The sequence below is a fragment of the Kibdelosporangium philippinense genome, from assembly GCF_021390435.2.
GTDB classification, from domain to species: Bacteria; Actinomycetota; Actinomycetes; order Mycobacteriales; family Pseudonocardiaceae; genus Kibdelosporangium; species Kibdelosporangium philippinense.
This window is the reverse complement of record NZ_JAJVCN010000001.1, coordinates 3,614,651-3,635,765: the sequence shown is the minus strand read 5'-3', so window position 1 is coordinate 3,635,765 and position 21,115 is coordinate 3,614,651. Positions and strand designations below refer to the sequence as shown.

The window sequence follows — 21,115 nt, the reverse complement described above, 5'->3', positions numbered from 1 at the left end:
TACGCCGTGTCCACCGTTCCGGAACACCGTGTCCACCGTTCCGGAACACTGAAATGCACTTTCCAGCACGGTGAGTTGCACGCTGCGCGCGGCACTGGGAATTTCACTGTTCAGGATTGGTCAACACACTGTGCCGGAACGGTGGACACGGTGTGATGGAACGGTGGACACGGCGCGGGGTGGAGACTCGCTTCACAGTCTGAAAGTTTGCAGGGTCTGCAAGATCCTCGGTAACGTGGAGTCATGACCGAGGGGGAGCAGCCGTTGGGCCTGCGCGAGCGCAAGAAGCTCGAGACGCGGGCGAAGCTGGTGAAAGCCGCCATCCGCCTTGCCACGGCCAAGGGCATCGAGCACGTCACCGTCGACGACATCGCGGCTGAGGCCGGAGTGTCGGCGCGGACGTTCTTCAACTACTTCCCGTCCAAAGAGGACGCGGTGCTGCGGCCGGACGCCGATCCGATCGCCGAAACCCAGAAGATCATCGACAACCTGCTCGAGGCACCGGCCGAGCTGAGCCCTGTGAAGGCGTACGCGCACGCGATGCGGCACATCACCGCCCGGCTCGACGCGGAGCGAGAAGACTGGCTGGTCCGGATCTCGATCATCGAACGTGACCCCTCGCTGGTGGTCAAGATGTTCACCGCGCGCGAGGAAACCGAGCGCATGGTGCTGGAAGCACTCGGGCGGCGGTGCGCGCTGGATCCGGACACAGAGCTCTACCCGACCTTGGTCTTCATGATCGTCGCCGGTGCGTTCCGGGCGGCGGTCAAACGCTGGATCTCGCTGGGGGGCTCGGCGCTGCTGACCGAGCTGTTCGACACGGCGATCGACACGGTCGTCGCGGGTATGCCCGTGCCCACAGGCACGGCCGGAACACAAGAGGGGAAGAAATGACAGTCACGGCAGACACGCCCGCTGAGGGCGTGAAGCTCAGCCGTGCACAGATCGTGCAGGCGCTGTCCGGCTTGATGATGGGCATTTTCGTGGCCATCCTCGCGTCGACCGTCGTGGCCAACGCGTTGCCGCGGATCGTCGCGGACCTCGGCGGCTCGCAGTCGTCGTACACCTGGGTGGTCACCACCGAACTGCTCGCGATGACCGCGACGGTTCCGCTCTGGGGAAAGCTTTCCGACCTTTACAACAAGAAGCTGCTGACCCAGCTGTCGCTGCTGATGTTCGTCGCCGGTTCGCTGGTCGCCGGGTTCTCGCAGGACATGGGGACGTTGATCGCGAGCCGGGTCGTGCAGGGCGTCGGCGCCGGTGGTCTGACGGCGTTGGTGTCGGTGGTCATGGCAGCGATGTTGTCGCCGCGTGAACTCGGCAAGTACATGGGCATCTTCGGCGCCGTGTTCGCCGTTGGCACGGTCGCCGGTCCGCTGATCGGTGGCGTCATGGTCGACACGTCGTGGCTCGGCTGGCGCTGGTGCTTCTTCCTCGGTGTGCCGTTCGCGGTCGCGGCGATCCTGCTGCTGCAGCGCACGCTGAAGATCCCGACCGTGAAGCGGGAGGGCGTGAAGATCGACTACCTCGGCGCCTTCCTGATCATGCTGGGCGTGTCCACCATCCTGGTGTGGACGACGCTGGCCGGGCATCAGTTCGACTGGTTGTCGGGTTGGACGTTCCTGCTGGCGGGCGGCGGTCTCGTGGTGCTCGCACTGGCTGTCTGGGTGGAGTCGCGGGTGGCCGAGCCGATCGTGCCGCTGAGCATCTTCCGCAACCGCACGGTCACGCTCACCACGATCGTCAGCTTCCTCGTCGGTGTCGCGATGTTCGGCGGCACGGTCTTCCTGTCCCAGTACTTCCAGCTCTCGCTGGGCAAGTCGCCGACCGTGGCCGGTTTGATGAGCCTGCCCATGATCTTCGGCATGCTGATCACCTCGACCATGTCCGGGCAGCTGATCAGCCGGACCGGCAAGTGGAAGGGCCACCTGATCCTCGGCGGTGTGCTGATGATCGCCGGGTTCATCCTGCTGGCCACGATCGACCGGGGCACGAGCATCCTGCTGCTCAGCGCGTACATGTTCGTGCTGGGTGCCGGCGTCGGCATGCTGATGCAGAACCTGGTGCTCGTCGCGCAGAACGACGTGGCCGCGCAGGATCTTGGCGCCGCGACCTCGGTGCTGACGTTCTTCCGCAGCCTCGGCGGCACGATCGGCGTCAGTGTGCTCGGTGCGGTCCTGGCCAACCGGGTGACCAGCGAGATCACGTCCCACCTCGGCCCGCTGCCAACCGGCAATGGCACGTCCGCGGTGCCGGATCTGGCGACGCTGCCCGAGCCGATCGCGAACGTGATCAGGGACGCGTACGGGGTCGCGACCAGCGAGATCTTCCTGTACTGCCTCCCGTTCGCGGCCGTGGCGGTCGCGGTGGTCTTCTTCCTCAGGCACATTCCGCTCAAGACCCAGAGCGGTGCCGAGCGACTGGCAGAGGAGTCCGCGAATACGGTTCAAATGCATTGATCACTCCGCATCTGCGGAGAAACCGGCCGTTCGGAGGATCCTCTAATCGGCGAACCGGTCCTACCGTGAGACCCATGGCTGGTCTCACGGTGACCGGCGCCGTGCGGGCACCGGGTACCTCGGTCTCGATCGAGGACCTGGACTGCGCTGCCCAAGGTCCGATGCAAGTGCACTACGTGACCCGTAGCTGTGACCGGATGGACCGCGTGCACGGCGTGGAGATGCATTCCCTGCTGTCCGGCATCGGGCTCGATGTGCGGAACGAAGCCAAGATGGACCACCTGATGTTCATGGTCCGGGTCAGTGGCCAGGACGGATATCAGGTCGTCTTGTCATGGGCCGAGCTCGACCCGGAGTTCGGTGCCTGCTCGGCTGTGCTGGCCACCAGGTACAACGGCGACCGCCTGCCGCTGCCCACGCTGGTCATGCCGCGCGACGGGCGAGGCAGCCGGTACGTCCGGATGGTGTCGCGGCTGCATGTGATGAGGGCCGTATAAAGTTATCCGGGTGATTCCGGTTGTCCTTCTCACCGGCTTTCTCGGCTCCGGCAAGACGACGCTGCTCAACCACCTGCTGAGCTCGGCCCGTGGCACCAAGATCGGCGTGATCGTCAACGACTTCGGGCAGATCAACGTGGACGCGATGGCCGTCGCGGGCCAGGTCGACTCGATGATCTCGCTCGGCAACGGCTGCCTGTGCTGTGTCGCCGATACCGAAGACATCGACGAGATGCTCGGCAAGCTCGCCGGGGCCAAGCTGGACGTGATCGTGATCGAGGCAAGCGGCCTCGCCGACCCGCAGGCCATGGTCCGCAAGCTGTTGGCCAGCAAGGACGATCGCGTGCGCTACGGCGGGCTGGTCACGGTCCTCGACGCGGTCGAGTTCGAGCGGACGCACGCCGAGCATCCAGAGCTGGCCAAGGCGTTGGCGATCGCGGACCTGCTCGTGTTCAACAAAACCGACCTCGCCGACCCGGTGATCGAGTCTGTCCGTACCTACAACAGCACAGCGCCGATCGTGCCGGTCGCACACGGCCGGATCGACCCGTCGCTGCTGTTCGACCGTGCGCCGGAGCTGCCGGTTGCCCGGCAGCTCACGTTCGACGACCTGCACGATCATTCCGAGCACGCACACGCCGTGTACGACACGATCACGTTCACCACGACCGAGCCGATGCATCCGGTGCTGCTGATGGACTTCCTGGACAACCGGCCTGCCGGGCTATACCGGATGAAGGGGTTCGTCTACTTCGGACTGCCCGGCCACACCGACCGGTTCGGTGTCCAGACCGTCGGCAACTACCTGCGTTTCCACCGCTCGCCGTGGCCGCGTGGCACCAAGCCGGAGACCCAGCTCGTGCTGATCGGCAAGGACATCGACTCGACCTCGGCCGACTGGCTCGAAGCGTGCCAGCAGACCGGGCCGGTCGCGCTCGACGACATGTTGTGGGTCACGCGTTATCTGGATGGCGTGGACGATATTTCAGTGGACACCTTGCATGAGCCGCCGCAGGAGCGGCCGGAGGCCGAGCAGGATGAGGCCTAGCACGATTGCCGCGCCACCGAGAATGCCGAAATACGCGGGTTCTTTGTCGGCGGAGTAATACCCGGCGAGCTCACCCGCGACCGACGAACCCAGCGCGATGGACAGGAAGAACAACGCGACCATCTGCGCCTGGAACGCCTTGGGCGCGAGCTTTGTGCTGACCGAGAGACCGACCGGGGAAAGGCACATTTCCGCGACGGCGAAAACCACGAGGATCAGCGCGAGCAAAAGCGGGTTCACCGCCGGGCCTGAGCCGGTCTGGCTGACGGCGACCATCAGCAGGAACGCCAGTCCCATACCGATGACACCGAGCGAGAATTTCACCGTCGTGGTCGGCTGGCGCTCACCGAGTTTCGTCCAGAGATAAGCGAACAATGGCGCGAGCACGATCACGAACGCCGGTTCGACCGAATTGAACACGGCTGGCGGGATATGGAATCCAAGCGCGTCAAGGTCGATCCGGGTGTCCGCGAAGATCGGCAGTACGGTGAACTGCTGCTGGAACAGCGACCAGAACCCGAAACTGATGATGAAAAGCGGGATGAACGCGTACACCCGGCTGCGTTCCACCGCGGTGATCTTCTTGCTGGACAGAATGACCGCGAAATAGGCGACAGCGGCCGCGACCACGACCCACGTCACGACAGACGGCAGGTTGTCCGGCGTGATCGCACCGAGCAGCACCAGCAGAACAATGGCGACCACACCGACCGCGATGATCGCCAGCGCACGCACCCGTGCGGTGCCGGTCAACGGGTTGGGCACCGCCCTGGCCGCAGGGCCGAGGTTCTTGCGGCCGAGCACGTACTGGACCAGACCGGCGGCCATGCCAACGGCGGCCGCGCCGAAGCCGACGTGGAAACTCACATCGGTCTGCAGCCAGCCGGTGACGATCGGACCGAACATCGCACCGAGGTTGATACCCATGTAGAACAGCGAGAATCCGGCGTCCCTGCGCTCGTCGCCCTCGGCGTACAGCGAGCCCACCAGCGCGCTGACGTTCGACTTCAGCCCGCCGGTACCGATGATCACCAGGATCAGGCCGACCGCGACGCCGGTCAGGCCGGGGATCAGCGCCAGCGCGATGTGCCCGAGCATGATGAACACGCCGCCGAAGAACACCGTGCGTTCCGCGCCGAGCATTCTGTCCGCCACCCAGGCGCCACCGACCGAGGCCAGATAGACCAAGCCGCCGTACGCGCCGACGATGCCGGCCGCGGTGGCTTGCGGCAGGCCCAGCCCGCCGTCGGTCACGCTGTAGTAGAGGTAGTACGCGAGGATTGCCTGCATCCCGTAGTAGGAGAACCGCTCCCACAATTCCGTGCCGAACAGGTTCGCCAGTGCCTTGGGATGTCCGAAGAATCCGCGTTGCGGTGTTTCAGTAACCGGCCTTGTCACGTTACGTCACCTTACGCCGAACGGTCTAGACCGGCTCACCCACCTTGGTAGGTAATCCGCCGAATGCGCGAGCCGCAGGGCAACACCGTGAGCGCGCAAGGGCAGATCGTTGAATTTTCATTATGTCCGCGGCGATACATACGTGACCGATTTGCCTGGTGAAGGGAAGTCAATGTTACGTCCCAGGATCGCAGCCATCGCCTCCGCGTTTCCTGAAACCCGTTGGAACACAGCAGAACTACTCGATGCGACCTGTCATCTGATGTCCGATCGGCTCGCCGCGGCCGTAACGCGGCTTGGCGTGGACAACCGTTATTCAGTGCTGGCCAACCTGACCGACGTGCTGGCCAAAGGCGCCGATCCGGAAGTGCGCGAAACGGCACTGGCACTGACCGCCCGGGCTGTGCGGAGATGCGGCGACCGCGCCGACCGCGACCCGGCGTCGATCGGTTTGGTGATCGCGGTGACCAGCAGCCCTGGGCGGCTGATGCCCAACCTCGTCTGCGACTTGTTCGCCGCCCTGCCGTGGATTCCGCGTCGCGCGATGTCGCTTGGCCTGACTTACATGGGGTGCTCGGTCCAGGCGAAAGCCATCGACACGGCAGGCTGGTTTCTCAGCGTGCATCCGCAATCGTCCGTGCTCGTGTGCTTCACGGAGTCTCACACACCGCTGATGCCGCCGTTGAAACCGTGGACGGCACACTTCACCGAAGGTGGTCACCCGCAGGATGTGACCGACGTGATCAACGCGTTCCTGTTCGGTGACGCGGCGGTCGCCATGTTACTGACCGCTGACGGTAATGGACCGACCTTCGGTCCGGTCACTCACCTGACCAATGAGTTACCCGACGACGCCGAGTTGGGCACGATCCCCGAAGGCGGCTCGGATGTGCCGGTGATCAACGGGCGTAGGACGAACGCCCGTAGTGCGAACGTGCCCGCCCGTGGCCTGCACTACGCCAAAACCACCGTGAACGAGCTGCTGGCGCGGCCGGACTACCAGATTTCCGCGCCGAACCAGGCCGAGAGCCTGCTCATGCACACCGGCAGCGCGCGGATCCTTGACGGCCTGTGCGCGGAGTTCGATGTGCCGACCGACAGCCCGAAAGTGGCCGAGTCGTACCGGGTGCTGCGTGAATACGGCAACACATCCGGCTGCTCGGTGCCGTTGATGATCGACAGCCCGGCAGGCCTGCCATCTGGGGAGAACCTGGTCGTGGCCTTCGGGATCAGTTTCGCCGCGGGCGCCACCACCCTTCGCGTGCCATAGGCATCGTGTGATACCTCTGTCGAGTGGGCAACGCTGAACCGTTTCGGGGAGCCGTACTGGAGGCTGTTCTCGAGCGGATCACCTATGCCAACGAGGACACCGGGTACACCGTCGCCCGCGTCGATACCGGGCGCGGCGGCGAACTGGTCACCGTGGTGGGCGCGCTGCTCGGTGCGCAGCCAGGGGAGTCGATCCGGATGCGAGGCCGGTGGGGCTCGCATCCGCAGTACGGCAAGCAGTTCCACGTCGACGACTACACGACTGTCCTGCCCGCGACCGTGCAGGGCATCCGGCGGTATCTCGGCTCCGGGCTGATCAAAGGGATCGGCCCGCGGCTGGCCGACCGGATCGTCGAGCATTTCGGGGTTGACGCGCTCGACGTGATCGAGCAGCAGCCGGAGCGGCTGATCGAGGTACCCAAACTCGGTCCGAAGCGGACAAAGCTGATCGCGGCCGCGTGGGAGGAACAGAAGGCCATCAAGGAAGTGATGGTCTTCCTGCAGGGCGTTGGCGTGTCCACCTCGCTGGCCGTGAAGATCTACAAGCAGTACAACGACGAATCCATCGACGTTGTGCGGACCGAGCCGTATCGGCTGGCGTCGGATGTGTGGGGGATCGGGTTTCGTACCGCGGACACCATCGCCAAGGCCGTCGGCATCCCGCACGACAGTCCACAACGGATCAAGGCCGGCCTGCAGTTCACCCTGTCGGAGTCGACCGGTGACGGTCACTGCTACCTGCCAGAGGAACGGCTGATCGCTGAGGCCGTCAAGATCCTCCAGGTGGACACCGGTGCGGTGATCGACTGCCTCGCCGAACTGGTCGCTGAAGAGGGCGTTGTTCGTGAGCTCGTACCCAGCGAAGACGCCGAAGTGGACGAAGTCGCGATCTACCTCGTCCCGTTCCACCGGGCCGAGATCTCATTGGCAAGTCAACTGACCAGGCTGCTGGCGTCCTCAGCGGACCGAATGTCCGCGTTCGCTGGCGTGGACTGGGAACGTGCGCTGGCGTGGTTGCACAAGCGCACGGGCGCCTCGCTTGCTCCTGAGCAAGAGCAGGCCGTGCGGCTCGCATTAACCTCCAAAGTGGCCGTGCTGACAGGCGGGCCTGGGTGTGGCAAGAGCTTCACGGTCCGTTCCATTGTGGAGCTCGCGGCGGCGAAACGGGCTCGGGTCGTGCTCGCCGCGCCCACTGGCCGGGCTGCCAAGCGGCTGAGCGAGCTGACCGGACATGAGGCGAGCACTGTGCACCGGTTGCTTGAGCTCAAGCCGGGTGGTGACGCGGCCTTCGACAAGGACCGGCCGCTGGAAGCCGATCTTGTGGTCGTGGACGAGGCGTCCATGGTGGACCTTCTACTGGCCAACAAACTGGTAAAAGCCTTAGCTCCTGGTACACATCTGCTGCTCGTTGGCGACGTTGACCAGCTGCCGTCGGTCGGTGCTGGCGAGGTGTTGCGCGATCTGCTCGCGCCAGGGACTCCGATCCCGCACGTGCGGCTCACGCACATCTTCCGCCAGGCGCAACAGTCCGGTGTGGTCACCAACGCCCACCGGATCAACGCGGGCGAACATCCGCACACCAAGGGACTAGAGGACTTCTTCTTGTTCTCCGTGGACGATGTCGAGCAGACCGCGGCGCTCACAGTGGACATCGTGGCCAACCGGATCCCGCGTAAATTCCGGCTCGACCCGCGCAAGGACATCCAGGTCCTCGTGCCGACCCATCGCGGCCCAGCGGGCGCGGCCGCGCTGAACTCGCTGCTACAAGAGGCTTTGACACCGTCCAAACCGAACCTGCCGGAACGCCGGTTCGGCGGCCGCGTGTTCCGCGTCGGCGACAAGGTCACGCAGATCAGGAACAACTACGACAAGGGCGCGAACGGCGTGTTCAACGGGACCATGGGCGTGGTCACCGGCCTTGACGTCGAGGAGCAGACACTGACCGTTCGGACCGATGAGGACGAAGAAGTCGGATACGAGTTCAGTGAACTCGACGAGCTGACTCATGCGTACGCGGTCACTATTCATCGGTCGCAAGGAAGCGAGTATCCGTGCGTGGTCATCCCGATCACCACGAGCGCATGGATGATGTTGCAGCGAAACCTGCTGTACACGGCCGTGACCAGGGCGAAGAAACTGGTTGTTCTCGTAGGTTCGGCCAAGGCGATCGGTCAGGCGGTGCGCACGGCGAGTACTGGCCGCAGACACACTGCCCTTGACCACAGGCTTCGCGCGTGATGTTGTATCGTCCGTAGTCGGTCTGTTGTTGCTGGGTGAGGTGCGTTGTGATTTCTGGCAAAGTGCTGCGGTTCGACGATGTTCGTGGATACGGGTTCATCGCACCGGACGACGGTGGCGAAGACGTTTTCATGCACGCCAACGACCTGCGTGATGAGAAGTTCCTCTTCACGCCGGGAACAACCGTCGAGTTCGAAGTCGTCGAAGGAGACCGCGGCCTGAAGGCCTCATCGGTCAAGATCCTCGACCGTGGCCAGGCCAGAGCAAGCAGTTCGCAGGACGACGAGGTGATGTGCGACGTCCTGTCGCCCCGCGAACTGATGCAAGAGTTGACCGAGGCACTGCTCGAAGCGGCGCCGACGTTGACCGCGGCCCAGATCGTCCAGGTGCGACAGCGGATCGCGAAGCTGGCGCACGCCCATGGCTGGCTGGAAAGCTGACCGTCCTACTGGGCCAGTAGCACCAGAACCAACCCGATGGTCGCCGGAACCGTTTGCACGAAAAGGATCCGCTTGCTCGACGTGGCCGCGCCGTAAAGACCGGCGATCATCACGCAGATCAAGAAGAACACGGCGAACTGGAACCCGGTCGTGCCACCGGCGATCAACGCCCACACCAGACCAGCGGCAAGAAAACCGTTGTACAGTCCCTGATTCGCGCCGAGGACAGCAGTCTCCTTGGCGAATTCCGGCGTGAGCCCGAAGGCCTTCTGGCCACGCGGCGTTGTCCACAGGAACATCTCCAGCACCAGGATGTAGGCGTGGATCGCGGCGACGATGCCGATCACGATGTTCGCGGCCACCTGCATCGGTGTCCTCCCAAAAGCACGCGATATACCAGAGAACGTCCCCGGATCGGGCGAATCGTACCGTCTGTCACCATCCCCGGCCTGGCGAGATCCTGCAACTGCAGTCAGGACTACGACCACGGTCGATTTCGCAGTGACGAAAATACGGAAAAGCCGCGATAGAAGGAAGGGGAGAAGAGAGGACGGGTCGAAGGGAGGGAAGGGCGAAGGGGGAACGCTGGAGAGAAGGAGTGACGAGGGGAAGGGGTGCAGGGAAGTAGGGAGGGGAAGAGGGGAGGGGAGAAGGGAAGGAGCGGAGAGAAGGAGCGAAGGGGAGAGAGCGAAGGGCGAGCAGTGAGGACCAGAAGACCGAGGGAGGGGAAAGGGAAAGGGAACCCAAACCGACCCTTGCCGCAAACCCTGGCCGTCCGCGTCCACACGCGACTCACTTGTAGTCGTACGTAAACCTGTTGCGCAGCGCGGCCACAGCCTCCGGGGTCAGCTCGGGATGGTTGGCCCGCAACCACCCCTCAACCAGCAAGCCCATCTCCACGAGGGAAGCATGGTTCCACAGCGGAGGCTCGGCGGCGTGCATCGCCTGCAGCAGGCCCTTGATCCGGGGGAGCAGGTCGAACGCGGGCTCACCGACCTCAGCGACCACATAGTGCTCAGGAGACTTCTCCCGCAACCGCCCGGGTTCCCCGACGTAAGCGATCACCCCGGCGCTGAACACCGCATCCACCATCCGGCCATTCTCCAGTAGGTCCACAGTGGAATCCCGCAAGGGTATCCACTGAGCGCCAGAAAGTTGGCGGTGAGCGGCTTTTCGGGCGACGGCGCACGTGGCAGCCTCGGGTGAGGGAGCCTGCGACACTGGGGGAAACTTGCTGCGCATCCACTTCACCGCGGCCGACCTGATGCGGATCCGGATCAGAACCGAGCCGGATCCCTTATGGGAAGTGTTACTCAGCCTGCACATGCTCCAAACCGGGCATGGCGCGATCGTCTTCGACGGTTGGCGCAAAGAAGTACGCCGCGTCCTGAGACCCTCGGTCAGTCTGCTGACCGCCCTCGCGCCGCCCACTGGTTACTCGCCGGACTTCCTCACCCCCGACTGCGACAGCGCCGACATTGACCACGGCCTCGAAAGGCTGCTCGCCACATCACGCGACGAGCTCCACCAGGACATGGCCAGGCTCGCGGCGGGATCGCCTGTTCCACGGTGGACCTCCATGCTCGCGGACGGCGATGCCGGTGTGCTGCAGGAGGTCGCGTCCGCGATCAAGGCCTACTTCACGACCGCGGTCCTCCCGTACTGGCCGAACATCCGCACGCACATCCGGACCGATCGGGACAAACGCGCAGATCTGGCGACCGATCGTGGGTTCGAGAAGCTGCTCAACACGTTGCATCCGACCATGCGGTGGCGGGCGCCGGTGCTTGAGGTGGACTATCCCGTCGAGCAGGATCTGCATCTGGACGGCCGCGGTCTCGTGCTCATCCCGTCGTTCTTCTGTTGGCGCAATCCGATCAAGTCCGCTGACCCCGCTCGCGCCCCAGTGTTGGTTTACCCCGTTGACCGGGATCTGAGTTGGCCGTCCGGGCGTGACGTCGACAGCATCGCGCCACGCCCGGAGTCGCTCACCGCTTTATTGGGTCGCACCAGGGCGGCCGTTCTCAGGGCTATCGCGGACATGCCGTTGCAGAACACGTCCGCCTTGGCCAAGTCCGCGGGGATCTCGCTGTCCGGTGCCTCGCAACACGTCACGGTGTTACGAGACGCCGGCCTCGTGGTCACTCATCGGCACAATGGTGCGGCGGTGCACAAGTTGTCCGCGCGTGGCGCTCTTTTGTTGGGTGACGGCCGGGTCGCGGCACGCAGGGTCTGGACCGGCGAATGCCCGTAGGTCCTGCGGTACAGACCGGCGAACCTTCCGAGGTGCGCGAATCCCCAGCGACTCGCTACCTCGGCCACAGTTCCTTCGGCACGTCCGGCGGCGATCGCCTCCAGGTCGTCGTGTGCACGCTTGAGCCGCACTCGTTGCAGGTGCTCGAGCGGGCTCATCCCGAGGTACGTACGGAACACTCGCTGCAACGACCGCACGCTCGTACGCGCGGCGAGCGCTATGTCCGAGGTGGTGATGGGATCGCCTGCGTGGTCGGCGCAGAAGTCGACCGCGCGTCGTACGGCGTCGGGCATCGAGTCGGCTTGGTCGAGCAGCGTCTCCGGTTGGCTGTCGAGCAGGCCGTGGATGAGTACTTGTTCGAAGTGGGCGGCCGCCAGTGGGGACCGCGTGAAGAGGTTGGCGACCGCGCCGTCGCCGAGTGCGGACGCGGTGGCGAGCCATGCTTCGCCGTTGTGTGGGTCGTGGTTGGTCCGCCGCTTTCCGATCGCGTCGGCGATCGCGGCGCGGCTTACCCGCAGCACCATCCCCGACAGGTTGATTTCGAGATGGTCCGGCTGAACCCCAGTCATGTGCACCCCCCGAAACTCGAGAACAGCCTCAGTTGAATCGTCCTATCGTGGGTTGACGGCCGTCCTCGTGGACTTTGCTCGCTGATAGTGACCAACGGCGTTTTCACCCCGGCAACAGCTTGGTTTCAGCGGTTGAGGTCGCCTGTAACTGTGTCTTGGTGACAGGGCGGCATGTACCGGAGGATTTGGTCATAAAGAAACTGCCCAGCTCCGCGCCCCTGGTCAGGTAATGCCTGGAAGCGGACCATTTGACCGGCTTTCACTGACCGGAACCGGCGTGGACATGTCCAGAGTTGACACGTCACAATGACGCCGATGTCTACGCCGACCACGCGCCGTGCGCCATGACCGAAATCGTCCGTTTCGGTGTCCTTGGACCGTTGCGGGTCTGGCGTGGACGAGACGAACTGGATCTCGGTCCGCCGCAGCAGCGGCTGATCCTCGCGGTGCTCCTCGTCCGGCCGGGGGACGTGGTTGGCGCCGACGATCTGGTCGACGCGTTGTGGGAGGGCTCAGCCCCAGCGAGCGCGAAGAACCTCATCCATCGGTATGTCGGCACCTTACGCAGAGTGCTCGAGCCTGACCTGCCGTCACGTGCGGCCGGGCGTTGGCTCGTGCGTCAGGGCTCCGGGTACGTGCTGCGCGTCGATGGCGCGAACGCGGACATCGTGGCCTTCCGTGACCTGGTGAACCAGGCGCGTACGCAGAGCGACGACGAAGCGATGACCTCATACGTCGAGGCGTTCCAGCTGTGGCGTGGCCCGTGCGGTGAAGGTCTGGTGCTGACCTCGCAAGCCAAAGACCTCTTCACCTCGGTCAACAGCGAGTTCGCGGTCGCCGCGGACGCGATGGGTGAGGTGGCGTTGCGTTGCGGCCGGGCAGAGGACGCCTTGCCGATCCTGCGCACGATCACGGAGCGTTTTCCGCTCAACGAGCGGATCCAGGCCCGGCTGATGCTCGTGCTGGCCGCGACCGGCAACCAAGCGGAGGCGCTGATGGTCTACCGGTCGACGACCGCACGGCTCGCTGATGAACTGGGCATCGATCCCGGTCCGGAGCTACGTTCGGCGCACGCCCGGGTGTCGCGCGCGGAGCAACCGGCCGGGCACCCCGCCGCGGCGACGGTGACCCGGCCCGCGCAGCTGCCGATGGATCTGGCCACGTTCGGTGGCAGGCAGACCGAGCTGAATCACCTGCGGCGCTTGCTGGACTCCGGCGATCCGCCGGTGACGATCGTCGCGATCGACGGGATGCCTGGCTCCGGCAAGACGACAACCGCCGTGCACCTGGCGCACGAGGTCGTGGACCGGTACCCGGATGGCCAGCTTTACGTGAACCTGCGTGGTTTCGACCCGAGTGGCCTCGCTGTGCCGCCGACCGGCGCGCTGTTGAGTTTCCTCGCGGCGTTGGGAGTGCAGGGCGACCGTGTGCCGCCGGATCTCGCGACGCAGTCGGCGCTCTACCGGACGTGCCTGGCGGGCAAGCGAATGCTTGTGGTGCTGGACAACGCGCGGGACCGCGAACAAGTGCTGCCGTTGCTGCCCGGTTCGCCGAGCTGTCTTGTCATTGTCACCAGCCGCAACCGGATGACCGGTCTCGTCGCTATGGAAGGCGCTCGACCGTACACTTTGGACGCTGTGTCGGCTGACGAGGCGCGCGAGATCCTGTCGCTGCGACTCGGTGCCCGCAGTGCGGAGCAGCAGCAGGCGGTCGACCGGATCGTCGAGGTCTGCAGCGGGCTTCCCTTGGCGCTGGCCATGGTTGCGGCAAGGGCGGCGACTTATCCTGACCTGCCGCTCACGGCGATCGCCAACGAACTCAGGATGGGTCACGGCAATCTCGACGCGCTCAGCCACGACGAAACCCGCGGTGTGCGGGCCGTGTTCTCTTGGTCCTATCAGGCTTTGCGGCCGCAGGCAGCGTTGTTGTTCCGGCTGTTGTCGTGGCATTGGGGGCCGGATATTTCCGGCCGCGCGTGCGCCAGTCTGCTTGGCGTGACGGTACGGGAGGCACAGACAGCGCTCGTCGAGTTGAACCGCACGCGACTGGTGACCGAACACGTGCCGGGGCGTTTCATGATGCACGACTTGGTCCGTGCGTACGCGATGGAACTCAGTATGGAGTTCGACGAGCCGGAAGTCCGTGACCAAGCCGCGCACCGGATGTTCGACTATTACTTGCATTCGACGCACGCGGCCAGCGAACCGCTGATGCCGCACCGGTCTGTGCCGCTCACTGCGATTGCGCCGGGTGTGACGCCGGAGTCGATGTTCGATGACGACAGTGCGATCCAATGGCTGGCCACCGAATATCACGTCGTGCTGATGGCCGTTACGCAAGCGGTCGAACGTGGACGATCGGATTACGCGTGGCGGCTTGCCTGGGCGATCCAGCTTTACCAGCACTACATGGGTTTCCTGCGTGACTGGGCGCTCACCGCGGAGATAACGCTGGAAGCGACCCGTGCCGCTGGCGACCTACGAGGGCAAGTGGTCACCGAGCGCAGTCTGGCTGGCGCGTACTTCATGCTCGGTGACGGGAAAACGTCGCTGCAGCACTTGTACAACACGCTGGACCTGATCAACGCTGGTGGTTGGTCCGACGAGGAAAGTGCTTACGTCGAACGGAATATCGGCGAAGTCATGATCACGGGCACAGTGGACGTTCCGCCGGACTACGAGACCGCGATCGAGCATTTCGACCGCGCTTATGCGCATTACACGAAGATGGGCCACGTGCAGGGCGTGGCGTACACGCTTGAAGGCCTTGCTGTGGCTTACATGCGGACGGGTGATCCGGAACGCAGTATCGATCTGCTGAACCAGGCGTTGCCGTTGCACCGTGAGTTGAATGACCGGACCGGCGAAGGGTACGCGTACGCGCGACTCGCGGACACGTATCTCCAATTGGGACGGCTCGATGAAGCCGCTGCGTGGCTGGACAAGGCGATCGACCTGCACAGCAAGAGCCGCCACCGGTTGATGGAGATCGACAATCTGGTGCTGCTCGGCGATGTGCGGACCGCGCAGAAGGATTTCGAGGGCGCTCAGCGGGCGTGGCAACAAGCACTGGACGTGGCTGAGCAGTTCGGCGCTTTGACCACTGTGGAGGAACTGAAGGGAAAGCTGGGGCCGTTCAGGCTTTCCGAACCCGATGACGAAGAGTAGGTCGTGAGTGGTTATCCGGGTTAGAACACGGATAACCACTCACGAGCTTTTCTAGCAGGCCTTGACCCAGCTGCATTCCACATTGGTCGGCAGGTCCGGGGTCGAGACGACGCTCGCCCGCGCGTTCGGCGCCTCGGCAGGCTCATCGGCGCGGTACTTCGCGAGCCGGACACCAACCTGGTCCTCGATCGCCTTGGCCGATCCGATGAAGTTGTTGCTCAGCATGGAAAACACCAGCGGCTGGCCGTCCGCTGAGGTCACATAGCCGGACAGACCACTGACCCCGGTCAGCGTTCCGGTCTTGCCGCGCAGGTTGTTCGCGGCCGCCGTGCCGGTCATCCGGCTGCGCAGGGTGCCACCCACCATCCGGTCGGACACGCCCGCGATCGGCAGCGAGTTGTACCAGGTGTTGAACCACGGCTTGCTACGCACGGTCCGCAGCAGGGAGGTCATCTGGTCCGGGGCGACCTGGTTGAACCGGGACAGCCCGGAACCGTCGCCAAGGTAGGTCGGGCCCTGGACTCCGAGGCCGCTCAGGCGCTGTGTCATCGCCGCGAGCCCGGCGTCCCAGGTTCCCTGTCCGGCCACCGCACGTCCGGCCGCCTTGACCAGGGCTTCGGAGTGCATGTTGTTGCTCAGCTTCATCATCGGCGTCAGCATCTGCGACAGTGGCATCGACTTGTGCTCGGCGATGAGCGTGGCGTTCGCCGGGGTCGCGACCCTGGTCGCGGTCGGTCCGACGACCTCGACGCCCTTCCTCTTCAACGCTTCGCGGAAAAGGGCTGCCACGTAACCGGTTGGCTCCTTGACGGTGGTCAGCGCCCGCGTCGTCGCGGCCCCGGTGGAGATGAATCCACTGACCCGGATCACGTTCGTGCCGTGCTTGCGTTCCACCGAAATCGTGTTCGGCAGGCCAGGGCCACGAGTGATGGTGGCGTTCTCGAACGTCAGATACGTGTTCGCCGGGTCCGACCAGACCACCGCCGCCTTGCCAGGCGCGCCGGGCATGACCGACACGACCGCGGTTCCGGCGTCGTAGTCGGTGTTCGACGCGATGGTCAGCGCCGAGGTTTCCGCGCTGTAGTAATAAGGCTCGTCGTCCCAGGCCCATCCGACGCCGAGCGGGGTCGAGTCGAACCAGGTGTCGTCGGCGATCAGTTTGCCTGGCACCGTGGTGGTTCCGCTCGCGGCGACCTTCGCGGCAAGGTCGTCGAGGTTCGCGGCGAGGACGGTCGGGTCGCCGGTGCCCTTGATGTACAGGTCGTCACCCTGCTTCAGCACGGATGTGGTGAAACGGTAGTCCGGGCCGAGGATCTCCAGCGCCGCGGCCGAGGTGAGCAGCTTGATGCCCGACCCGGGCTGGCGCCGCGCGGTGCCCTCGTTGGTGTACAGCACTTCACCGGTGTCGGCCTTGCGAACAACCAGGCCGACGCTCGCGCCCTGCAGGCTCGGGTCGTGCACGAGGGCGTTCAGGTCCGTCACCAGTCTTGTGCCTGCTTGCGCCGACCCGGAAGCCGGTAAACCGGCCAGCGCCACGGCGGCGATCGCCACGCCGCATCCGACAAGCATGCGTTTACTCATCGACATCGACACCCCAGGTAAAGGTTGGATCTTTGGACGTTGCTCAGCTTATCGAGACTAGCTTGTGACGATCTTGCACCTGACCGGCTTGCAGGTTGATGCCCCTGATTGCACTATGCGCGACGGCTGCCCGACCGGACGAACCGACGGATCTTGACGTTTCGGTAGGAAGCCAGCTCGCGGGGGTGAATGTTCCGATGTATGGGTTGACACTGTCGTTCAACCGCCGTTAACCTCGCGTTCGTTAGGAAAGTTCCTTAACAAAGTCTCATGAAGACTCCGCCAAGATCCTGACGTCCCGGCTCATCACTACTCGTGCCGCCGCCAAGTGCCGGTCCTCGTCGACCCCTGCCAGTCGAGGAGTGTGTTCTGTGACCCGTTTTGCCCTGCCCCGAGCCATTGCTCTCGGCGCGGTGCTCATGTTCGTCGTGCAACCGGTTGTCCCGGCCAACGCGGCGGAGAACCTGTTGTCATACAACAAACCCACCACGACGTCCTCCATTGAGGACGCCAGCTTCGCCGGAAACTACGCGGTGGACGGCGATGCCGCCACCCGGTGGGCGAGTGCGGAGGGTTCCGATCCGCAGTGGATCAGCGTGGACCTCGGTGGTCCCGCCGCCATCACCAAGGTGAAACTGTTGTGGGAGGCCGCATACGCGAGTGAATACAAAGTACAGACCTCATCGGACGGAACATCGTGGAGTGACGTGAAGTCCGTAACCGGTTCCGATGGGACAGTCGACGAGGTCGCCGGGCTGAGTGCGTCCGGCCAGTATGTGCGGATATATGGCACAAAGCGTGCTACTCCGTATGGGTATTCCTTGTTCGAGCTTGAGGTGTACGGCACCCGGTCCGGTGGCGGTGACGTCGATCCGCCGACCGCGCCAGCAGGCCTGCGCGTCACTTCGTCCACTGCGGACTCTGTCAGCCTCGCGTGGGATCCAGCCAGCGACAACGTGGGCGTAACCGGTTACGAGATTCTGCGCAACGGCAACGTGGTAGCCACTTCAGCCACGACGAGCTTCGCTGACACCGGCCTGGCGTCCGGGACCGGTTTCACCTATACGGTTCGGGCACGCGACGCGGCCGGGAACCTGTCCGCGGCGAGTGCTCCGGTCCAGGGAGCGACCCAGCCCGGCGGTTCGAATGGCACCGTCCTCGTGGTCGCCGGTGACATCGCCAAACCGGAACTGCCCGGCGAGCACACCAAGACAGCCAAGTTGATCGAAGGAATCAAGCCGAGCTACGTGCTGACGGTCGGCGACAACCAGTACGACAACGGCACTCTCTCGGAGTACCAGTCGTACTACGACAAGACCTGGGGCAAGTTCAAGAACATCACCAGGCCGACGCCGGGCAACCACGAATGGTACGACCAGCTCAAGGGATACAAGGCGTACTTCGGCTCGATCGCGACCCCGCAAGGCAAGCCGTACTACAGCTACGACGTCGGTGACTTCCATTTCGTCGCGCTGGACTCCGACCCGCTGACCGACGGTGGTTCGGACGCGGCACAGCTCGCCTGGCTGCGGGACGATCTCGCCCGCAACCAGAAAGCCTGCGTGGTCGGCTACTGGCACCACCCGAGGTTCAACTCGGGCAAGTACGGCGACGACAAGAGCACGGCTCCATTCTGGACAGAGCTGCTCAAGGTCCGTGCCGATCTTGTCTTCGGCGGACACGACCACCACTACGAGCGGATCAAGCCGTTGAACGCCAGTGGAAAGGTCGACGAAGCCAACGGGATCCGCACGGCGATCGTCGGTATCGGCGGCGACAGCCTGTACACGCAGATCAAGCCGCGGGTTGGCGTGGAGAAGTCCTTCGCCAAGCACGGCGTGATGAAGCTGGTCCTCAACGGCAAGTCGTACTCGTGGGAGATCATCGGCACGGACGGCAAGGTTCTGGACAAGGCCGGCCCGTACACCTGCCGGTAGAAAGAGGGGCTCGTGTATATCGCCTCAGCGCGGGATACCGAGTTCCGGGGTAACAGCAGCGGCAGGATCGTGTCGGCCAATGTGATCGCGCTGGGCGCGGTCAGCCTGGTCACGGATGTCTCCTCGGAGATGGTCACCGCGATCCTGCCGCTCTACCTGGTACTGGGACTGGGTTTCTCGCCTCTGCAGTTCGGCATACTTGACGGTCTCTACTCCGGCGTGACGGCGTTCGTCCGGGTCATCGGTGGCACTTTCGCCGACCGGTGGCAGCGTCGCAAACTGATGGCTGGCATCGGTTACGGCATCTCGGCCGTCGCCAAGCTCGGCCTGATGAGCGCGGGCAGTTCGGCGTCCACATTGGGCGTTGTGCTTGCGGCCGATCGGACCGGCAAAGGCCTGCGGACCGCGCCTCGGGACGCGTTGATCTCGCTGAGCAGCACACCGGACACATTGGGCAGAGCGTTCGGCGTACACCGTGCGATGGACACAATCGGGGCCTTGCTCGGCCCCTTGGTCGCGTTCGTTCTGCTGTGGACGGTGGCAGGCGGGTACGACGTCGTGTTCTTCGTCAGCTTCTGTTTCGCCGTGCTCGGTGTTCTGCTGCTGGTGTTGTTCGTCCATGACCACAGTGGACCGGTTCGCCAGCGGGTCTCGTTGCGTGCTGCTTTTGGATTGCTGCGGGACAACGACTTCCGGCGGGTGTGTGGCTGGACAGTGGTTCTTGGGTTGGTGACGGTCGGTGACTCGTTCGTCTATCTGTTGCTGCAAAGCAGGTTGGACATCGAACCGGCGTACTTCGCCATGCTGCCTCTTGGTACGGCCGCGGTTTATCTGACGTTGGCCGTGCCGGTCGGGTGGATCGCGGATCGGGTTGGCCGCTGGCGGATGTTCCTGATTGGACACGTTCTGCTACTTGGTGCCTACGTGGCGCTGGTCGGCGCGGCGGACGGTATCGCACTGCTGTGCCTGACCTTGTTGGCGCACGGGGCCTTCTACGCGTGTACGGACGGTGTGCTGATGGCGGCGGCATCTCCGCTGGTGCCTGCTGAACTGCGTACCAGCGGGATGGCGTTGCTGCAGACTGGGCAGGCCGTGGCGAAGATGTTCTCCGCGGTGCTCTTCGGACTGGCGTGGACTGTCTGGGGAATGCAGGCGGCGGTGATCACAGCGACCGTGGCGTTCGGGGCTGTTGTTGCCTTGGCCTGCGTGCGAGGGAAGACATGAGGCTCAAACTGTCCATCACGTTCGTTGCCGCGGTGCTGCTTGCTGGAATCGCCTTCGTCTACATCCAGCAGGCCAAGGCGACCGATCCGCGCAGTCAGGCCGTGAATGTGTCCATTGTGGTGGAACAGGGGATGGTCACGCTGACCGACCCTGGCAGATTGTTGTTCCGCAATGAGGCGCCCGGCCCCGACTACGGCAAGATCGCGTCGGTGTCCCTGTCCGATCCGCAAGGGCCGCGCCGCATCAGCCAGCTGCGGTGCGAACGTTTCTACACCAGTGCGGGCCGGGGTTTGTGTCTCGCCGAGTCACCGGGTCCATTGCCAAGTGCCACGGTGGCCACGACGGATTCCAGTCTTACCGAGGCCGAACGAATCGATGTCGCCGGAATTCCCAATCGCGCCAAGCTTTCGGGCGACGGGAAGATCGCGTCATGGACGACGTTCGTCACCGGTGATTCGTACAACCGGAGCGGCACATTCTCAACGCGCACCGGAATCATGACCTCGGACGAGACCGATACCAACATCGAGGACATGCCTTTGCGAATCGGCGGTCGGCAGCATCGCGCCGAAGACGTCAACTTCTGGGGCGTCACAGTCGCGGCTGATGGCCGAACGTTCTACGCGACCGTGTCCACAGGAGGCCAAACCCATTTGGTGAAAGGAGATCTTGTCGCCTGGTCCGCGGAAGCTGTGCGGGAGAACGTGGAATGCCCGTCGCTGTCACCGGACGGCACGCGGGTCGCGTTCAAGAAACGCATTGCCCAGGATGGCGCGCGGCCGTGGCGTGAATACGTCCTAGACCTGGCCACAATGACGGAGATCCCGTTGGCGGAAACGCGAAGCGTGGACGATCAGGCGATCTGGTTGGACAATTCCACGGTCGCGTACGGCATGCCCGACGGCGAGATCTGGGCGACTCCAGCGGATGGTTCAGGCGCGCCCAGGCTGGTGGTTCGCCAGGGTTCTTCGCCGTCCGTCAGCTGAAAAAGGATCGTGAGTGTTTTCGCCGGTTCTAACCGGCCTGGTGTTTTA

Annotated in this window: 17 protein-coding genes; 12 read left to right on the top strand and 5 right to left on the bottom strand. The window is 64.2% G+C overall.

Features of this window, described 5'->3' with window-relative positions:
• The first annotated feature begins 243 nt into the window (after nt 1-243).
• The 4 genes from LWC34_RS16790 to LWC34_RS58075 all read left to right on the top strand — a co-directional run bounded on the left by LWC34_RS16790 (nt 244) and on the right by LWC34_RS58075 (nt 4,004).
• Entirely contained in the window at nt 244-894 is a 651-nt protein-coding gene (locus LWC34_RS16790) for an acyl-CoA-like ligand-binding transcription factor (RefSeq protein WP_233725995.1), read from the top strand.
• A complete protein-coding gene (locus LWC34_RS16785) occupies nt 891-2,459 on the top strand; it encodes an MDR family MFS transporter (protein ID WP_233725994.1) in 1,569 nt (522 codons plus the stop codon). The genes LWC34_RS16790 and LWC34_RS16785 overlap by 4 nt, the downstream gene beginning before the upstream one ends.
• 74 nt (nt 2,460-2,533) lie before the next feature.
• Complete coding sequence (locus LWC34_RS16780; RefSeq protein WP_233725993.1) at nt 2,534-2,956, top strand: molybdopterin-binding protein; 423 nt, start codon at nt 2,534-2,536, stop codon at nt 2,954-2,956.
• A gap of 4 nt (nt 2,957-2,960) precedes the next feature.
• On the top strand, nt 2,961-4,004 hold the full coding sequence (locus tag LWC34_RS58075; RefSeq protein ID WP_372496543.1) for a CobW family GTP-binding protein: 1,044 nt from the start codon (nt 2,961-2,963) through the stop codon (nt 4,002-4,004).
• On the opposite strand, the gene LWC34_RS16770 is transcribed toward LWC34_RS58075, so the two are convergent.
• Complete coding sequence (locus LWC34_RS16770) at nt 3,942-5,402, bottom strand: peptide MFS transporter (protein WP_233725991.1); 1,461 nt, start codon at nt 5,400-5,402, stop codon at nt 3,942-3,944. The genes LWC34_RS58075 and LWC34_RS16770 overlap by 63 nt on opposite strands.
• A 262-nt stretch (nt 5,403-5,664) precedes the next feature.
• Between LWC34_RS16770 and LWC34_RS16765 the strand changes: the two genes are divergently transcribed.
• From LWC34_RS16765 to LWC34_RS16755, 3 genes are read left to right on the top strand one after another with little or no spacing between them, the layout of a single operon-like run.
• Nucleotides 5,665-6,672 carry a beta-ketoacyl-[acyl-carrier-protein] synthase family protein gene (locus tag LWC34_RS16765; RefSeq protein WP_233725990.1) on the top strand — a complete coding sequence of 336 codons (1,008 nt, stop codon included), beginning with the start codon at nt 5,665-5,667 and terminating at the stop codon, nt 6,670-6,672.
• A gap of 23 nt (nt 6,673-6,695) precedes the next feature.
• On the top strand, nt 6,696-8,909 hold the full coding sequence (gene recD2 / locus LWC34_RS16760) for an SF1B family DNA helicase RecD2 (RefSeq protein WP_233725989.1): 2,214 nt from the start codon (nt 6,696-6,698) through the stop codon (nt 8,907-8,909).
• Between the two features lie 47 nt (nt 8,910-8,956).
• Entirely contained in the window at nt 8,957-9,349 is a 393-nt protein-coding gene (locus tag LWC34_RS16755; protein ID WP_233725988.1) for a cold-shock protein, read from the top strand.
• 5 nt (nt 9,350-9,354) lie between these two features.
• Here the strand turns inward: LWC34_RS16755 and LWC34_RS16750 are convergent, their stop codons facing one another.
• Nucleotides 9,355-9,717 carry a DUF1304 domain-containing protein gene (locus tag LWC34_RS16750; RefSeq protein WP_233725987.1) on the bottom strand — a complete coding sequence of 121 codons (363 nt, stop codon included), beginning with the start codon at nt 9,715-9,717 and terminating at the stop codon, nt 9,355-9,357.
• A 424-nt stretch (nt 9,718-10,141) separates the two neighbouring features.
• Entirely contained in the window at nt 10,142-10,465 is a 324-nt protein-coding gene (locus tag LWC34_RS16745; protein WP_233725986.1) for a hypothetical protein, read from the bottom strand.
• 115 nt (nt 10,466-10,580) lie between these two features.
• Between LWC34_RS16745 and LWC34_RS16740 the strand changes: the two genes are divergently transcribed.
• Nucleotides 10,581-11,603 (top strand): ArsR/SmtB family transcription factor, encoded by a 1,023-nt coding sequence (locus LWC34_RS16740; protein WP_233725985.1) that lies wholly within the window; start codon nt 10,581-10,583, stop codon nt 11,601-11,603.
• On the opposite strand, the gene LWC34_RS16735 is transcribed toward LWC34_RS16740, so the two are convergent.
• A complete protein-coding gene (locus LWC34_RS16735) occupies nt 11,495-12,172 on the bottom strand; it encodes a helix-turn-helix transcriptional regulator (RefSeq protein WP_233725984.1) in 678 nt (225 codons plus the stop codon). The two genes, LWC34_RS16740 and LWC34_RS16735, sit on opposite strands and share 109 nt — an antisense overlap.
• Before the next feature lie 293 nt (nt 12,173-12,465).
• On the opposite strand from LWC34_RS16735, the gene LWC34_RS16730 reads away from it, so the two are divergent.
• Nucleotides 12,466-15,339, top strand: coding sequence for an AfsR/SARP family transcriptional regulator (locus LWC34_RS16730; RefSeq protein ID WP_233725983.1), 2,874 nt, complete (start codon nt 12,466-12,468; stop codon nt 15,337-15,339).
• A gap of 51 nt (nt 15,340-15,390) precedes the next feature.
• On the opposite strand, the gene dacB is transcribed toward LWC34_RS16730, so the two are convergent.
• The gene (dacB, locus tag LWC34_RS16725) at nt 15,391-16,920 is read right to left on the bottom strand and encodes a D-alanyl-D-alanine carboxypeptidase/D-alanyl-D-alanine endopeptidase (RefSeq protein WP_233725982.1); all 1,530 of its coding nucleotides are present in this window, start codon (nt 16,918-16,920) and stop codon (nt 15,391-15,393) included.
• Nucleotides 16,921-17,339: 419 nt separating this feature from the next.
• Here dacB and LWC34_RS16720 point away from each other — a divergent pair, with 419 nt between their 5' ends.
• Genes LWC34_RS16720 through LWC34_RS16710 form a run of 3 tightly spaced genes read left to right on the top strand, consistent with a single transcriptional unit; the run spans nt 17,340 to nt 21,067 of the window.
• On the top strand, nt 17,340-18,857 hold the full coding sequence (locus tag LWC34_RS16720; RefSeq protein WP_233726458.1) for a discoidin domain-containing protein: 1,518 nt from the start codon (nt 17,340-17,342) through the stop codon (nt 18,855-18,857).
• 12 nt (nt 18,858-18,869) lie between these two features.
• Nucleotides 18,870-20,081, top strand: coding sequence for an MFS transporter (locus LWC34_RS16715; protein WP_233725981.1), 1,212 nt, complete (start codon nt 18,870-18,872; stop codon nt 20,079-20,081).
• Complete coding sequence (locus tag LWC34_RS16710) at nt 20,078-21,067, top strand: TolB-like translocation protein (RefSeq protein ID WP_233725980.1); 990 nt, start codon at nt 20,078-20,080, stop codon at nt 21,065-21,067. The genes LWC34_RS16715 and LWC34_RS16710 overlap by 4 nt, the downstream gene beginning before the upstream one ends.
• The last annotated feature ends 48 nt before the right edge of the window (nt 21,068-21,115 follow it).

Bases quoted from the DNA above. Each gene is read 5' to 3' on its own strand.
- LWC34_RS16710 (WP_233725980.1), top strand. From the start codon at position 20,078: ATGAGGCTCAAACTGTCCATCACGTTCGTTGCCGCGGTGCTGCTTGCT.
- dacB (WP_233725982.1), bottom strand. From the start codon at position 16,920: ATGAGTAAACGCATGCTTGTCGGATGCGGCGTGGCGATCGCCGCCGTG.
- LWC34_RS16765 (WP_233725990.1), top strand. From the start codon at position 5,665: ATGTCCGATCGGCTCGCCGCGGCCGTAACGCGGCTTGGCGTGGACAAC.
- LWC34_RS16790 (WP_233725995.1), top strand. From the start codon at position 244: ATGACCGAGGGGGAGCAGCCGTTGGGCCTGCGCGAGCGCAAGAAGCTC.
- LWC34_RS16785 (WP_233725994.1), top strand. From the start codon at position 891: ATGACAGTCACGGCAGACACGCCCGCTGAGGGCGTGAAGCTCAGCCGT.
- LWC34_RS16750 (WP_233725987.1), bottom strand. From the start codon at position 9,717: ATGCAGGTGGCCGCGAACATCGTGATCGGCATCGTCGCCGCGATCCAC.
- LWC34_RS16735 (WP_233725984.1), bottom strand. From the start codon at position 12,172: ATGACTGGGGTTCAGCCGGACCATCTCGAAATCAACCTGTCGGGGATG.
- LWC34_RS16780 (WP_233725993.1), top strand. From the start codon at position 2,534: ATGGCTGGTCTCACGGTGACCGGCGCCGTGCGGGCACCGGGTACCTCG.
- LWC34_RS16720 (WP_233726458.1), top strand. From the start codon at position 17,340: ATGTTCGTCGTGCAACCGGTTGTCCCGGCCAACGCGGCGGAGAACCTG.